Below are 14,059 nucleotides of genomic sequence, written 5' to 3'. Positions count from 1 at the left end.
ATTACTTATTACTCTTTACTTATTTAATTAATGAGATGTGGTGAGAAATCCAGGTTTTAGTTAGTGGCGATCGCTCTAGTTTACCGCCTATTTCCGGGCAACAGCCATGATGTGAGCGCTCATCCCCAATATAGAGGGTTCGGTCTCTAACCAACGAATTGCTTCTAAAAGGCGATCGCGGCGATCTACATCATTCCAGTGTTCCTGAAAGTTTTGTAGTAACCAGCCTGGCCCTTCAATCGCTAAAATCTTTTCAGAATGTAAACCCGCTTCTTCAACCTCTGCTCTGAGTTCTTCTGGATGATGAAAGAAGGTTTTTGTAAAATAGCGAGGATGGTTGTTTGGGTTACGGTGTTGACCATCATTCAAATCCTGTTTAACAATCTCTACAAACTCTGGATCGTCTAAATATCCCCGAAATAATCCATCTAAGGTTGAAGCAAAGCGAGAAACTCCCGCAGCAAAAGCAAAACCTCCAGTTTTTAAGATCCGGTGAGCTTCAGCCAAAGCGATAATCCGATCTGTGCGCTCAGTCAGATGATACAAAGGCCCAAGTAACAGAACAGCATCAACGCTATTATCCGCCCGATTGACTTGCCGAGCATCTCCAACCGCCAAACTAGCTAAAGGATATTCCGGTTGAGTTTGAGATAAATGTCGGGCTTGCTCTATGTGCAAAGGAACCGCATCAATCAGATGGACTTCATAGCCTTGTTGAGCAAGCCAAAAAGAATAAACACCAGCGCCACCGCCAACATCGAAAATCACTGCGGGTGGAGGTGGTAGGTAGCGGCTAATAAGTTCTTGGCTTCGGGCTAATTCCAGCAAACCTGCACCTTTTGATAACCGGTTTTGCTCTCGACCACTCGCGTAATGGATTAACGCTTCATCTCCAAGCAGATTGTTTAATTCAGATAAATCTGACATCGTGAATCTCAACTTCAATCAAATCATTATCTTTACAGCACTTCCGGCAGCTATGAGGTACATCCTCAAAACTGAAAGCTATGCTAGGAGGGGGCAAGGATAAAAACTGTATTGCATAATAGCCGGAAGCGCTGTAAGGTTATATAGCTCCCGAAGTTTCACATCGCAAGCTATCTCAATAATTATTTTCGGATGATCTCCACTTTCAGTATTATTTTTGTCTGTTCTTAAGATAAAAGCATCTCTGCCAAATATCTGACAGGGAACAATGCTCACAGAAACAGTCCCTCCATATTCTTCCTTTTCCAGACGTATGACATTTTTCGGGAGATGGTAAGGTTGATCTAACTGAATATTTAAAGTTCCAGGGAAAAATTTCATCCCCGTTTTTCTCAAGTAATATTCTTGGAGTTTCTCAATCCAGTAAGAAAAGTTTCCTAAACCACTGACAACCTTACCTTTTAAGATTTTCATAGATTTTTATTTGTATCAACCTTAAAGTGAAATGGTATTAGAGGGGAGTGCTACTGATACCACGCACAAAAATATCTACACAGGTTTCGATATAGTCCTCACAACTATAGCTACCTTGAGTGAATTTTGCACTGCGGCATAGCATTCCAGCTAACAGCATTCCTGTAAACATATCAACTGCTGGAAATGGATCGAGGTCTACTCTGACAGTGCCTCGTTTCTGACTCGATTGCAGGTAAGCTACCAGTTTTTCCCCTAAAGGCTTGGCAGCTTCTTGAATCACTTGTTTAGCTGCCTCTGGATGACGTTTGGCTTCTCCAATGAAAGTACGAATTAAATCCTCTTGTGTCTCTAGCATAGTATTGTAAAGATAGGCATATTGTTTTAAATCAACTTTCAGATCCTGTGTCCACGCTTCGGGGTGGGCAAGGGCTTCTGTCTGGAGTGCCAAAGCATTTTTCATTACTACTCCCAAAAGCTGTTCTTTGCTAACAAAGTGGCGAAATAAAGTCACCTCATTCACACCAGCAACACGAGCTATCTCACGGGTGGTTGCTCCTTGAACACCTAAATTGGCAAATACCTGCAAGGCTGCTTCTATCAAACGTGTACGGGTGAGAGTTGATGAACGGATGGTTTTATGCATTTATGCTGGCAAGTACTTACTTACATCATAGATTATGTAGAAAAAGTGGTTGTTGTAATTTGAGAAAAATAATCTTGATATCAGCATTTTTAAAATTATTGAAAATCTTTACCTTCTGAAATTGATTTCGATGTAGTAGCTAATGTTTTACTCATTTTAGTAACTGGAACAACTATCCCACTTCTTAAATAATGAGGTGCTTTTTGGATGGCAATAAATCCCAGTCGTAAATAAAACCCTTCAGCATAAAGGCTAGCAGTTGTAATTACTTTATCTATACCTTGCTCAGTTGCTTCATCGCAAAAATGTTGAACTAAAGCACGTCCAATCCCTTTACCTTGATATTTAGGATGGACATACAACCCGATGAGTTCATCAACAATAAAACTAGCAAAACCTATAACAACATCTCCCTCCATCGCAACCCAGAAAGATTCTGTTTTCATACTCTTCAAGATATTTGAACCATCAGGTTTGTCGCGGTAATTACGCCAAGCTAAAAGTTCTTTTTCGGTGTAGAAAGTTGCAGGTAGAGCTTTGATAGCAGCAATATGAATTGCACTCAGCGCCCATGCATCTGTTTCTTGGGCAGGTCGAAGGGATATTTCGTTAGCGCTCATAGGTTCAGGGCAGATGAGGAAGCAGGGGAGCAGGGGGCAGGGGGACAAGGGAGCAGGGGAGGCAGGGGGAGCAGGGGGAGATGAGGGACATGAGGGAGACAAGGGGGACAAGGGGGACAAGGGAGACAAGGAGATAAACAAAACTCCTAACTCTTAACTCTTAACTCTTAACTCAGCACTCAGCACTCAGCACTCAGCACTCCTAACGCCCAATAGTATAACTCCTGAAATATAATCTACGGTAATTCTATCGGCAAAAAGTATAATAAGCTCTAATCACCCCTAAATCTATCGATAAACCGTATATTATGGATAAAGCAATAAAATAACCAACTTCAAAAGGTAAATTTTGAAGTATTGAAGCAATATCTTATGATATTTGGCTAATTTTGCTGTGTTTATTTTGAATATCTTCTCAAAGCTTGCTCCCTTAGAGTATTTAGCAAGCTGAAAGACATTAGAAAGTTAAAAGGAGTGAATGTGATCAACGCCATACAAATTAACGAAAACTTGACAACAACAGGACAAGTCATACCGAAACAGCTTGAGCAAGCTATTCAAGAAGGTTTTAAGTCTGTTCTGAATTTGCGATCGCCTGATGAACTAGGATTTTCTCAAGATGAGCAAAAAGTGGCGGAAGCATTGGGGCTGTATTATCAAAATGTTCCACTCAAGGTTGATCTAAAAAACTTGAATGAAGAGGCGATTACAAGAATCCTCACGACACTCGAACAAATCCCGAAACCAGCAGTTGTACATTGCGCCGCCGGGATGCGTTCGACTGGAATTGCGCTCTTAAGTATCGCTATCCAGGAAGGATTAACACCAGAGGAAACCTTAGCAAAAGCGAGGAATCTCGGCTTTGGATTCTTTGAACACGCTGGCGTTAGTCCCCGATTGAAGCAATTATTTGTAGACTACGTTAACAAACACGCGAAGATAGCTATACCTGCTAGCTGTTCTTAAATGTTAGTAATTTCTAATTGTTATTGTCCTAATAGACTAGTACCGCTTCTCGTAATTCGTAATTCGTAAGGGTTTTAGACATTTCAAATAGGTGGCTGCTGTTATACAAATTATTTAAGAAGAATTCAATTCTGTTAGTGGATAGCTAAGGTTTAGTCCATTCTGGCTTCTGACTCCTGAATTCTTTCTTGGAAATTAAAAACTGCTCTTGCTGAAAGTAGACAAGAGCAGTTTTTAATGGCAAAGCCAAAAATAAAAATTTAGGCATCTTCAAGTTCAAATTGAGCCACCGTAACGGCGTTCAAAGCGAAAGCTAAAACTAATGGCATCGGTGACTGAAACCAGAAGGTAAAAAGAACAGCCAAGATTGTGCCAATTACTGCGGACATCGACCACAATCGTTCTTCTAAAGTCAGTCCTTTTTCGGCTTTAATCAATCTAAGAACATGAACTGGAATTGGTTCTGGCATTACCCCACCCGGAGGGAAAGCCCAGAAGTTGTTACGTCGCTCAACAAATAAATCTGTCCAGCCATTTTCTTGGCACCATGCCTCAATCCATTGAAGTGAGTAATGATTCATCATCGGGTTTCGGAGTTTGATTTGTGGAAGTTGTGTACTTGGTGAATGTAAACTCTTGGAGATTCCTGAAGAACTAACTAATCGCTATAAAATTAAACGCTAATTATCGAACTTTTAAGCTTTGTTAAGCAATTGAGACGCATATAATTGCGCTCAAATCTTGCTTTCATTAATTAAAAGACTAACAGTTTATGGGGGCTGTTGAATTTAAAAGACAACAAACTTTACTTGAAAAATGGAAAGTCAAGAATTGTAAATAACTCGGTAAGTATTACTGCTCAATAAAACTCTTTATATCTTGAAATTCAAATCTAAAAATGAAGAATTGTAAATAAATCAACAAGCGTAGACATTTATTTATTCAGCTAAATTATTCCTTTAGAGTTAGGAATTTCAAGTTTTATCTTCATCAAGAGCGATAGGTTCTGCTCCCCGTCTCTGTTTTGCTAAAGCTTGCTTGATGTGACAGGTAATTTATACTCAGTCGTTGCGATCGCAGTATGCAGTATTAGTAATTAAATCTAATTTTAGTTTGGTGCGATCGCAGATTGCCGTTCTCTACGCCAAGTAGCACGGATAATTTTGCTAAAGTAAGAAGCTTATGCTGTTTTTGCGTTACAAAATATTAAGCAACGGAAATACACGTTTTCCAAGTCCAATAGCAAGGCTGCGAGTCTCAATTAGTGCGATCGCAGTCTTGCTAATATTCAAGTGCGGTAATTAAATGCAGCGATTATACACTAAATTGGCTCTCAATATATTTTGGCGGCAAGCATTAGCATTCCTTCTGGGAATTATTATCTGGTGTGTGGCCGATCCAGCCCTAGCAGTAGACTGGACTCATCCACTGTCATTTAGCAATGCAGAGTTATCAAGACGTGATTTTTCTGGACAGAGTTTGCAAGCTGCGGAATTTTCTAACGCCAATATGGAACTGACTAACTTTACAAACGCTGACTTGCGGGGAGCAGTCATGAGCGCTTCGGTGATGACAAAAGCAAATCTCCACGGAGCGGATTTAACGAATGCAATGGTAGATCAGGTAAACTTGACTAAGGCAGATTTGAGCGATGCAGTTTTCAAAGAAGCTCTTTTGCTCCGCGCCATATTTAATGATGTAAATATAGACGGTGCAGATTTTACAGATGCAATTTTGGATAAAGCGCAAATGAAAGAACTGTGCAGTAAAGCCAGTGGTGTGAATTCTAAAACAGGCGTGCAAACTCGTGATTCTTTAGGATGTCAATGAAGCGTGTTGGTGTAATTGGTGGCGGACAACTAGCCTGGATGATGGCGGATGCAGCACAGAAACTAGGAGTAGAATTGGTAATACAAACTCCTAGCGAATACGACCCAGCCGTGTTAATTGCTCAGGAAACTGTTTTTGCCCCAGTTGATGATGCAAGTGCTACGGAAATATTAGCTCAAAAATGCGATGTTATCACCTTTGAAAACGAATTTGTTAACCTGCAAGCTTTATCTCTTTTAGCACAGCAAGGCGTTTGCTTCCGTCCCAGATTAGAAGCTTTAGCTCCTCTTTTAGATAAATATGATCAGCGTTGCTATTTACGCGATTTGGGTTTACCAGTTCCTCAATTTGTCGCCCTTGACGAGGTGGAAAATATCAAATCAAAAATAGAATATCTAGGTTTTCCAGCAGTCCTGAAATCTCGCCGTCACGGTTATGATGGTCAAGGTACTTTCATAATTCAGGATTTTGCTACTTTAGAGCAAAAGCTAAGTGATGAAAGCAAAACAAAAACTTTAAATCAATCACTTTTCTTGTTAGAAGAATTTGTCCCCTTTGAAAAAGAACTAGCAATAATTGCAGTTCGTTCCGTAGAGGGGGAAATTGTCACGTATCCAGTGGTGGAAACCCAACAAGAACAACAAGTGTGTCGGCGGGTGATTGCGCCAGCCGAGATTACTCCCAATCAAGTAGCAGAAATAGAAGCGATCGCACATACTCTATTAAATAGCCTAGAAGTAGTAGGAATTTTTGGAATTGAGCTATTTCTCAGTGCTGATGGCAAAATCCTGGTAAATGAAATTGCGCCCCGTACCCACAATTCTGGGCATTTTTCTCTTGACGCTTGCGAAACTTCTCAGTTTGAGCAACACCTCAGAGCCGTTTGTGGTCTACCTTTAGGAAATCCGGCTTTGCAGTGCGCCAGCGCTGTAATGGTGAACCTACTGGGGTATGAAAATTCTTACAGCGACTACCAAAGCCAGCGTCAAAAAATAGCAGAAATTCCCCAGGCGCATATTCACTGGTATGGGAAGACAGAATCACGTCCTGGGCGAAAGTTGGGGCATGTTACCGTTTTGCTGGATAATCAGAATCGAGAATCAGCAGGTGCATACGCTAACGAAATCGCCCGCACCATAGAATCTATCTGGTATCCCAGGTAAATAGATCGGAAAGTTTTGATATTGAACACACAACATCTTTTGAAAAGCTATAATGAGTGAGTTGCACTACGACGTTGGTGACTGCCATCAAGTTTTTTGATCTATGCCTTTAATGACAAGGGAGTCAACTGTTCTCGTGGCAGTATACCGGGCATGTACCCGGAAACTTTAAACGAGGAATTTAGGTTCCCACCTGGATAAACCCAGGTCATAAACTTAGGTAAAACGGCGTCGCGGTGAACTTAAAATTATTAGCTCCCAAAGTCACTTAGAACTTGGGAGCTTTAATTATTTAAATTAGTATTACTTATAGAACAAATAATAATTGCAAACTAAAAATCTGAAATAACGCAGATTAAGCATTTTGGCTGTATTAATCAAACAAATTTATAGGACTTATGCAAAAACCCTCCTAAACTCTCATTTCTCCGTGAACTCTGTGTCGCGCCAGTTGCTACAAGTCGGGGAACCCGCCCAACGCACTGGCTTCTCTGTGGTTCGTTTTCCGTTACCTGTGCGTAAGTCCTAATTTAATTAGAAGTTAGTAATACCTGGAGTTGAAGAAGAATTCAGAAGTCAGAATCAAGACACTCTCTACGAGACGCTTTAAGTACAAGAAAGAAAACGAACCGCAAAGGACGCAAAGGACACAAAGAAAGAAAGAAAGAAGAATTTAAAAGGGTTTGGCGCAGCCTTACAAAGAAATGGTATAACGTTTAGCCCATTCTGATTCCTGAATTCTGTCCGACAAAAACAAAATCTGTATAACTTGATTCTAAATGAGGTATCGTTCAGGGTTAAAATGACACAATTGCATTAAATTGTGGTTAAAGCTACAAAAAATTGTTAAAACAACTAACTAATACCGTATTTCCAGCCTCGGTCTTCCGACTAGAGAATGGTTTAACTTTTATTCATCAAGAAATCCCCACTACTCCCGTAGTTGTGGCGGATGTTTGGGTGCGGGCTGGAGCCAGCCTAGAGCCAAAACCGTGGTTTGGTATGGCGCACTTTTTAGAACACATGATTTTTAAAGGTACGGCAACGCTACCCCCTGGAATGTTCGATGCCAAAGTTGAAAACCGGGGTGGCGTGAGTAATGCAGCCACAAGCTATGATTATGCTCATTATTCCCTCACCACAGCTGCCCCTTATTTAAAAGATACTCTCCCCTGCTTGGGAGAACTACTACTCAATGCGGCAATTCCAGAAGATGAATTTAGCCGAGAACGGGACGTGGTGTTAGAGGAAATTCGCTCTTGTCATGACGATTCCGACTGGATAGGATTTCAAGCTCTCATTCAAAGCATCTATCCGCATCACCCTTACGGGCGTTCGGTGCTGGGTACTGAGCAAGAACTGATGCAGCAATCGCCAGAAGCAATGCGCTGTTTTCACCACGCCTACTATCAGCCGGAAAACATGACGGTGGTAATTGCCGGAGGTATAGCCCAACAACCAGCTTGGGAAATGGTAAATCATTCATTTGCTAATTTTGCCGAACGCTCGAATTGTCCGCAGCTGGAGAAAGTGACAAAGCCAGTAATAACCGGAATTCATCGTCAAGAACTGTGTTTACCACGCATAGAACAAGCGCGATTGTTAATGGCGTGGCTAGTACCGGGAGTAGAAGATATTCGTACTGGCTATGGTTTAGATTTTTTGTCAGTGTTATTAGCAGAAGGGCGAACTTCGCGTTTAGTGCGCGATTTGCGAGAAGATTTGCAATTGGTACAGGGAATTTGCAGTAGTTTTTCTCTACAACGGGAATCGAGTTTATTTACAATAACGGCCTGGTTGGAACCAGAAAATCTAGAGGAAGTTGAGTCTTTAATTTGCGCTCATTTGGATGATTTGCAGAGTAGAGGAATTAGCGAACAAGAACTTGCCCGTATACGCAGATTGCTATGTAACGAGTATGCTTTTTCTACCGAAACGCCAAATCAGTTGACGGGGCTTTATGGATATTACAATACCATCGCCCAAGCGGAATTATCTGTGACATATCCCCAGCAGATTCAATCTTTTAATGCCAAAGAACTGCAAGAATTAGCTAAACAGTATCTATCGCCAGAGAATTATGCGGTTACTGTACTTAAACCGTGTTAGTTATTGGGCATTGGGCATTAGTCATTAGCAAAAGACGAATGACAAAGGACAAATGACAAAGGACAAATTACAAATGACAACCTTGCTGCAAAAATCGCCCATCCATCGTACCGTATTGAACAATGGCCTTGTCGTCCTGGTGGCAGAAAATCCGGCTGCGGATATTATTGCAGCGCGAATCTTTGTGCGTGCTGGTAGTTGTAACGAAAACCGGGAGCATGCAGGGTTGGCACATTTGTTATCAGCAGTGATGACAAAGGGATGTGATGGTCTTTCTAGCTTGGAAATTGCAGAAAAAGTTGAGTCTGTAGGGGCGAGTTTGAGTGCGGATGCTGGCACTGATTATTTTTTGCTATCTTTCAAGACGGTAACATCTGATTTTGGGGAAATTTTAACATTGGCAGGGCGGATTTTGCGATCGCCTACTTTTCCCGAAACTCAAGTGGAACTAGAACGACGTTTAGCACTCCAAGATATTCGTTCTCAAAAAGAGCAACCCTTTACACTCGCCTTTGAACAAATGCGACAGGTAATGTACCAAAATCACCCTTACTCGATGTCAGTACTGGGAGATGAATCTACCATGAGCCGCTTAACTCGTGCAGATTTAGTGGAGTATCACCAAACTTATTTCCGTCCAGATAATGTAGTAATTAGTATTGCTGGTAGAGTCACACCCACAGATGCAGTCGCATTGGTGGAAGAAGTTTTTGCTGATTGGCAATCTCCAGCCCAAGCGCTGCCAATACTGAATTTACCTGAAATTAAGGTAGAACCGCAGGTAAGGTTGAAGCCAGTACAGACACAACAATCAATTGTGATGCTCGGTTATTTGGGAACATCCGTGAGTTCTGTAGACTACGCCCCGTTAAAATTGCTGTGTACTTACTTGGGAAATGGTCTTTCTAGCCGCTTGTTTGTCGAATTACGAGAAAAACGCGGTTTAGCTTACGAAGTATCCGCCTTTTACTCTACAAGGCTATTTCCAGCGTCATTTGTAGTTTACATAGGTACAGCACCGGAGAATACTAGCATCGCCTTAGAAGGACTGCGTACAGAAGTAGATTTATTGTGTACCACCGAAGTATCCCAAAGCGCACTCCAAGCCGCTAAAAACAAGATTCTGGGGCAGTACGCTTTGGGTAAACAAACGAATGGTCAAATTGCTCAGATATATGGGTGGTATGAAATTTTGGGCTTAGGAATTGATTTTGATACCAAGTTTCAAGAATTGATTGCGGCGGTGAGTGCTAAGGATGCGATCGCTTCAGCTTGTAAGTATTTAAAAGAGCCTTACTTGTCTTTAGTTGGTCAAGAAGAAGCAATTAATCGAGCGATCGCATAGGCTTATTTTCTAACGAGTAATGGGCATCTTGGCGTTGTAGAATGTCCATAATATAACGCGGTTTTTGGAAACTGTGCGTTTATTATCCGAGCGTTAACACCCTAGACGGCACATCCACCACCAACCGTCGAGTTTTTAACCACTGGCGACCAAGTAAGATTTCTGACACTCCTTCACCCACATGAACAGGAATATCAAAAGTTTGCCCGTCGATTCTTATAAGACCTGCATAAATATTAAAATCAGCCTCCCCCCGTGCCGTTCGCAGCGCTCGTGTCTGCACGTAAATCCAATCCAGTCCTTGTAAGTCTTGTTCGTCAATAGCCAACCAGCCAGAGAACCCTGTATCTAAAATCACATCAACTGGTAGTTCTAATCCATCTGCACCAATAAGCTCGATTTCAAAAACCAGCTCGTCGTCATTGCCGAACAACCCAAGTATCATATAGTTCCAGAAACCCCTGTTTCATTAATTCTGAAGAGAAACAATGGTACAGTACCGGGGTGCTTCTGGCGTGCCAAAAGCATAGCTACTTCTTCATCACGATCAATAAAATAGTTTCCACTTTCTGGTTCAACAACCATATACCAGTTGTAATGAGTTTGGATGTACTCTGGCTTAACGCGGTCAAAAATCACCTGGCTACGTTGATGAAAATCAGAGCGTTCTGCTCGACGTTTGGCTTTCTGTTCTTCTGTCCACTGGATTGAGGGGAAGATTCTTCCCCGGCGTACTGTACGAATAGACTTTGCTTCAGTCATGGTTGGTTCTGCTTTACTGCAATATCTATATTTTCCAACACATCTAGACTACTTGAGGTTTATCGTTGGTTTGTTTTATCTGGAGAATTATAATTAGCTCACTTCGGAATCAACGGATTGAGCAGGTGAGCGCTTTTCGTTACTTTGAAAAGTCACAATGAGCAGCAACTCTGAAGGCAAGGATATTAGATTATGTGCGATCGCTTTCTATAGCAGCTGTTTTTTAGACCAAGCGGCTGTACCATTAGCATGAGAATATTCTGGGAGTAAATTCCATGCAACACAGCCTGACAGCAAGTATTTTGAGTTACTTAAAATTACTATATCCAACTGTAAATCGCTGTAAAATGGAAAAACGGCCAAAGAGGTCTAAATCTTTATCAGCCATTGAAATACTCTTGTTTTCCGTTACGCCTCTGTTAATTACCTCAACGGCTGTAGTATCAATAGCAGCGCCACAGAAAATTGCCCAAGTAAATCCTCAAGATAGCATTAACCGTCCTAGCCTGAAAATTGGTAGCCAAGGCGAACGTGTATCTGAACTTCAGGCAGCTCTAAAACTTTTGGGTTTTTATTCTGGTGCAGTAGATGGTATTTATAGTGAGAATACAGCTAGTGCTGTTTCCCGGTTTAAACAAGCAGCTGGTTTGAATCCAGATGGCGTTGTTGATGCTAGCACTTGGCAACGACTTTTTCCTAATCAACCCGTAGCATCAACCGTCCCTTCATCCCAGCCAAGATTTAACTCAGCTACGAATTTTCCTATTCCCACCCAGGCTGGTAGCCTCACCAACGTTGCAAATGTCAACCCCAACCCTCCGAGACAAGCTGTCACACAAGTTGCGACTAGACCCGAACCAAAACCGACTACCCCGAAAAAAGCTGTAACCCAAGTTGCGACTAACCCTGAGCCAAGACCTTCTACTCCCAGAAAAACTACAACTTCTAGCGCAAAGAAAACGCCGAAGCGTACTACATCAACTACTCGAACTCAGCCAAACACAACTACTAAACGAACTCCTGGTATTCAATACACCTCAGATGGATTGCCAATTTTGCGTCTAGGATTACGTGGTTCTGAAGTTGTGAAGTTACAACAACAACTGAAAAAGCTTGGTTACTTGAAAGGTGATGCTGATGGAGACTTTGGCGAGACAACCGAAGCAGCAGTGAAAGCGGCACAAAAGCGCTATGGTTTAGAAGCTGACGGCGTAGTTGGTGGCTCTACCTGGGAGGTTCTTTTGCGGCGTTAGGCATAGTTAGGAGCATAGTCAGCGTCTTTTTGGCGTGTAAGCAAAGGCGCAATGCTGTAACCGGACTTGATATGAAACAGCCCTGCCTTAAAAAGGGGGCTTTAGAAGTTCCCCCCAATTTTTTATCGGCTACCGTGTATACACAAGTCGGATGTAAAGTAGGTGGAGAGGATTTTTGAGAAGCAAAAACTATGGATAATCCAATCTTAATTCACGCTCGACGACACCAGGAACGGCATTTGGAGATCCAAGGCTGATAAAAAGGGGGCAGCATTATACGAGGCGATTCGTCAATCAATTTTGGATTTACGATTTTGGATTAACCTCTCAAGGTTCATGCCCCGTCCCTTGTAGTCGGGGTCAATCCAAAATCCAAACATCGTAAATATAAAATTCTCTCGGTCAGCACCAATCGATAAATATCCGGCAAATCAGTCGAAATTGGGGAGAACAGATGTGCTTTGAAGTGGGTGGAGCAAAAATGGTAACTCATATTGGCGATGCCGTTCGCGGAGCGTCTCGTAGAGAAGGCGGGCTACGCCTACGCGAATCGGATCTATTTGAAGAATTTGCAACCATACCCAACAAAAATAATCATTTGCTGATTAGAGCTTGCAACCTCTTAGGGTGTTGGAAAATAATTATCCCTTTTTTAATTAAGAATTAACCAAAGATTAATGCCTATGCTGGTAGTGTCAAAGTTATTGTTCTCAAGGAGAAAAATAATGTTGACTAAGAAATTCACCGTTTTGGCAGTTTTAATTGCCAGTTCCATCGCTGGATTTGCCATTCATCACACAACTGTATCGGCAGAATCTTCACAAACCGTACAAGATGTGACTTTGTGGGACGATCAGATTGGGAAAGGAGCATCATTTGATACAAGTAAAGCAGTGGCAGATTTAAGTAAATTTGGATTCAACAACAAAGCCTCAGCTATTCAAGTTAACAATGGTCAGAAGTGGAGATTCTACGCAGGTAAAAACTTCACAGGTGAATATATTGATGTAGGGCCAGACGAGGCTGTTGGAAACATTGGTCGGCTCAATAATAGAATCTCATCCCTCAAAGCAATTCGTTAAGTCATCCCCTATAGGACTTCTGACTTTTCACGGTCAGATAAGACTTGCCTACTGACTGACTTTGGGTGTAAGCATCTTCCACGTTAATGAAGATGCTCTTCAACAACAAGTTAAACTGTTGGGTTGGCGAGTCTATGTCACTAATAAAAATGAATCTCAACTGACTTTGAAGCAAGCAGTTCGTGCTTATTGAGATGAGTATTTAACAGAACGAGGATTTGCTCGACTTAAAGGCTTTCCTCTCTCTTTAACTCCGATTTATTTACAACGTGAAGACCATGTTACTGGTTTGATTCGACTACTTTCAATTGGTTTGCGAGTGTTGACCCTTTTAGAGTTTCAAGTTCGTCGCCATCTGGAGAAGAATCAAGAAAAGATTGCTGGACTTTATGTTGGTAATCCTCAGCGAGAAACAGCACGTCCCACGGCTGAATTACTTCTTGCAGCATTTAAAGAAATTACCCTGCTGTTGATTGAAGTGAAAAATGGAGTTTATGCCCACCTGACTGCTCTTTCACCCTTACAGCAGCGTATTCTTGTTTTACTTGGGTTTCCAACTACTATTTATACTCAACTTGGTGGTCAATCTTTTACCCCTGAGTAGTCTTTCTTCTAACTCCCGAAAAAATGGGCGAACCGGGAGTAATAATGCTAAATTTGCGCCATTAACAACGCTGTTTGACGCGCTCACCACAGTAGCAAAACCGCTACTAATAGAAGCTTTAATACCTGCGATCGCACTCCCCAATACACCCTGCGTTTGTTGATGTTGTGCAGCTATAAAAGCTTTCAGTTGAAATACTTCTGCTTGCCCCATGTCTTTGCCGTCCTTACCATCCCTGCCTGGAAATCCATTTCTTCCGTTAGTACCGTTCTTGCCGT

General features: G+C 41.8%; 16 protein-coding genes, 1 other RNA gene and 1 pseudogene. 10 read left to right on the top strand and 8 right to left on the bottom strand.

What is annotated here, in order from left to right:
- Positions 1-87: 87 nt before the first annotated feature.
- The 4 genes from HWQ37_RS14705 to HWQ37_RS14690 all read right to left on the bottom strand — a co-directional run bounded on the left by HWQ37_RS14705 (position 88) and on the right by HWQ37_RS14690 (position 2,667).
- Positions 88-927: a class I SAM-dependent methyltransferase gene (locus tag HWQ37_RS14705; protein ID WP_292748337.1), complete on the bottom strand. Its 840-nt coding sequence runs from the start codon at positions 925-927 to the stop codon at positions 88-90.
- Positions 928-1,005: 78 nt separating this feature from the next.
- Positions 1,006-1,401 carry a DUF120 domain-containing protein gene (locus HWQ37_RS14700; RefSeq protein WP_292748336.1) on the bottom strand — a complete coding sequence of 132 codons (396 nt, stop codon included), beginning with the start codon at positions 1,399-1,401 and terminating at the stop codon, positions 1,006-1,008.
- 37 nt (positions 1,402-1,438) lie between these two features.
- Positions 1,439-2,047 (bottom strand): TetR/AcrR family transcriptional regulator, encoded by a 609-nt coding sequence (locus HWQ37_RS14695; RefSeq protein WP_292748335.1) that lies wholly within the window; start codon positions 2,045-2,047, stop codon positions 1,439-1,441.
- A 95-nt stretch (positions 2,048-2,142) separates the two neighbouring features.
- The gene (locus HWQ37_RS14690) at positions 2,143-2,667 is read right to left on the bottom strand and encodes a GNAT family N-acetyltransferase (RefSeq protein WP_292748334.1); all 525 of its coding nucleotides are present in this window, start codon (positions 2,665-2,667) and stop codon (positions 2,143-2,145) included.
- 480 nt (positions 2,668-3,147) lie between these two features.
- Between HWQ37_RS14690 and HWQ37_RS14685 the strand changes: the two genes are divergently transcribed.
- Positions 3,148-3,633: a protein tyrosine phosphatase family protein gene (locus tag HWQ37_RS14685; protein ID WP_292748333.1), complete on the top strand. Its 486-nt coding sequence runs from the start codon at positions 3,148-3,150 to the stop codon at positions 3,631-3,633.
- Positions 3,634-3,893: 260 nt separating this feature from the next.
- Here HWQ37_RS14685 and HWQ37_RS14680 read toward each other — a convergent pair whose 3' ends face one another.
- Entirely contained in the window at positions 3,894-4,217 is a 324-nt protein-coding gene (locus HWQ37_RS14680; protein ID WP_292748332.1) for a slr1957 family protein, read from the bottom strand.
- A gap of 721 nt (positions 4,218-4,938) precedes the next feature.
- Between HWQ37_RS14680 and HWQ37_RS14675 the strand changes: the two genes are divergently transcribed.
- The 5 genes from HWQ37_RS14675 (at position 4,939) to HWQ37_RS14655 (ending at position 10,080) form a co-directional block, all read left to right on the top strand.
- Positions 4,939-5,463, top strand: a complete 525-nt coding sequence (locus HWQ37_RS14675; RefSeq protein ID WP_292748331.1) for a pentapeptide repeat-containing protein — start codon at positions 4,939-4,941, stop codon at positions 5,461-5,463.
- A complete protein-coding gene (locus HWQ37_RS14670) occupies positions 5,460-6,626 on the top strand; it encodes a 5-(carboxyamino)imidazole ribonucleotide synthase (RefSeq protein WP_292748330.1) in 1,167 nt (388 codons plus the stop codon). Before HWQ37_RS14675 ends, HWQ37_RS14670 begins: the two co-directional genes overlap by 4 nt.
- Before the next feature lie 60 nt (positions 6,627-6,686).
- A non-coding RNA gene (gene ssrS, locus HWQ37_RS14665) (6S RNA) lies at positions 6,687-6,870 on the top strand.
- Positions 6,871-7,469: 599 nt separating this feature from the next.
- Positions 7,470-8,735 carry a M16 family metallopeptidase gene (locus HWQ37_RS14660; RefSeq protein ID WP_292748329.1) on the top strand — a complete coding sequence of 422 codons (1,266 nt, stop codon included), beginning with the start codon at positions 7,470-7,472 and terminating at the stop codon, positions 8,733-8,735.
- 73 nt (positions 8,736-8,808) lie between these two features.
- Complete coding sequence (locus HWQ37_RS14655) at positions 8,809-10,080, top strand: M16 family metallopeptidase (protein WP_292748339.1); 1,272 nt, start codon at positions 8,809-8,811, stop codon at positions 10,078-10,080.
- An 82-nt stretch (positions 10,081-10,162) separates the two neighbouring features.
- On the opposite strand, the gene HWQ37_RS14650 is transcribed toward HWQ37_RS14655, so the two are convergent.
- Both HWQ37_RS14650 and HWQ37_RS14645 read right to left on the bottom strand, forming a co-directional pair.
- Positions 10,163-10,525 carry an aspartyl protease gene (locus tag HWQ37_RS14650; protein WP_292748328.1) on the bottom strand — a complete coding sequence of 121 codons (363 nt, stop codon included), beginning with the start codon at positions 10,523-10,525 and terminating at the stop codon, positions 10,163-10,165.
- Positions 10,522-10,842: a hypothetical protein gene (locus HWQ37_RS14645; protein ID WP_292748327.1), complete on the bottom strand. Its 321-nt coding sequence runs from the start codon at positions 10,840-10,842 to the stop codon at positions 10,522-10,524. Before HWQ37_RS14645 ends, HWQ37_RS14650 begins: the two co-directional genes overlap by 4 nt.
- Before the next feature lie 275 nt (positions 10,843-11,117).
- On the opposite strand from HWQ37_RS14645, the gene HWQ37_RS14640 reads away from it, so the two are divergent.
- The 4 genes and pseudogenes from HWQ37_RS14640 to HWQ37_RS34860 form a co-directional block, all read left to right on the top strand.
- Positions 11,118-12,095: a peptidoglycan-binding domain-containing protein gene (locus HWQ37_RS14640; protein WP_465249698.1), complete on the top strand. Its 978-nt coding sequence runs from the start codon at positions 11,118-11,120 to the stop codon at positions 12,093-12,095.
- Positions 12,096-12,549: 454 nt separating this feature from the next.
- Entirely contained in the window at positions 12,550-12,762 is a 213-nt protein-coding gene (locus HWQ37_RS14635; protein WP_292748326.1) for a hypothetical protein, read from the top strand.
- Between the two features lie 58 nt (positions 12,763-12,820).
- Positions 12,821-13,177 (top strand): peptidase inhibitor family I36 protein, encoded by a 357-nt coding sequence (locus HWQ37_RS14630; protein WP_292748325.1) that lies wholly within the window; start codon positions 12,821-12,823, stop codon positions 13,175-13,177.
- Positions 13,178-13,253: 76 nt separating this feature from the next.
- Positions 13,254-13,781: pseudogene (locus HWQ37_RS34860) on the top strand (IS1634 family transposase); the annotation flags it as partial.
- On the opposite strand, the gene HWQ37_RS14615 reads toward HWQ37_RS34860, so the two are convergent.
- A partial coding sequence (locus HWQ37_RS14615) for a hypothetical protein (protein WP_292748322.1) occupies positions 13,719-14,059 on the bottom strand: 341 nt, incomplete at its 5' end. The pseudogene HWQ37_RS34860 and the gene HWQ37_RS14615 sit on opposite strands and share 63 nt — an antisense overlap.

The organism is Nostoc sp. NMS4, from assembly GCF_017115095.1.
Taxonomy (GTDB): Bacteria; Cyanobacteriota; Cyanobacteriia; order Cyanobacteriales; family Nostocaceae; genus Nostoc.
The sequence above is the reverse complement of the archived record's forward strand: the minus strand, read 5'-3'. Positions and strand labels throughout refer to the sequence as shown.

Bases quoted from the DNA above. Each gene is read 5' to 3' on its own strand.
- HWQ37_RS14690 (WP_292748334.1), bottom strand. From the start codon at position 2,667: ATGAGCGCTAACGAAATATCCCTTCGACCTGCCCAAGAAACAGATGCA.
- HWQ37_RS14635 (WP_292748326.1), top strand. From the start codon at position 12,550: ATGTGCTTTGAAGTGGGTGGAGCAAAAATGGTAACTCATATTGGCGAT.
- HWQ37_RS14675 (WP_292748331.1), top strand. From the start codon at position 4,939: ATGCAGCGATTATACACTAAATTGGCTCTCAATATATTTTGGCGGCAA.
- HWQ37_RS14680 (WP_292748332.1), bottom strand. From the start codon at position 4,217: ATGATGAATCATTACTCACTTCAATGGATTGAGGCATGGTGCCAAGAA.
- HWQ37_RS14645 (WP_292748327.1), bottom strand. From the start codon at position 10,842: ATGACTGAAGCAAAGTCTATTCGTACAGTACGCCGGGGAAGAATCTTC.
- HWQ37_RS14695 (WP_292748335.1), bottom strand. From the start codon at position 2,047: ATGCATAAAACCATCCGTTCATCAACTCTCACCCGTACACGTTTGATA.
- HWQ37_RS14630 (WP_292748325.1), top strand. From the start codon at position 12,821: ATGTTGACTAAGAAATTCACCGTTTTGGCAGTTTTAATTGCCAGTTCC.
- HWQ37_RS14655 (WP_292748339.1), top strand. From the start codon at position 8,809: ATGACAACCTTGCTGCAAAAATCGCCCATCCATCGTACCGTATTGAAC.
- HWQ37_RS14650 (WP_292748328.1), bottom strand. From the start codon at position 10,525: ATGATACTTGGGTTGTTCGGCAATGACGACGAGCTGGTTTTTGAAATC.
- HWQ37_RS14700 (WP_292748336.1), bottom strand. From the start codon at position 1,401: ATGAAAATCTTAAAAGGTAAGGTTGTCAGTGGTTTAGGAAACTTTTCT.
- HWQ37_RS14705 (WP_292748337.1), bottom strand. From the start codon at position 927: ATGTCAGATTTATCTGAATTAAACAATCTGCTTGGAGATGAAGCGTTA.
- HWQ37_RS14640 (WP_465249698.1), top strand. From the start codon at position 11,118: ATGCAACACAGCCTGACAGCAAGTATTTTGAGTTACTTAAAATTACTA.
- HWQ37_RS14670 (WP_292748330.1), top strand. From the start codon at position 5,460: ATGAAGCGTGTTGGTGTAATTGGTGGCGGACAACTAGCCTGGATGATG.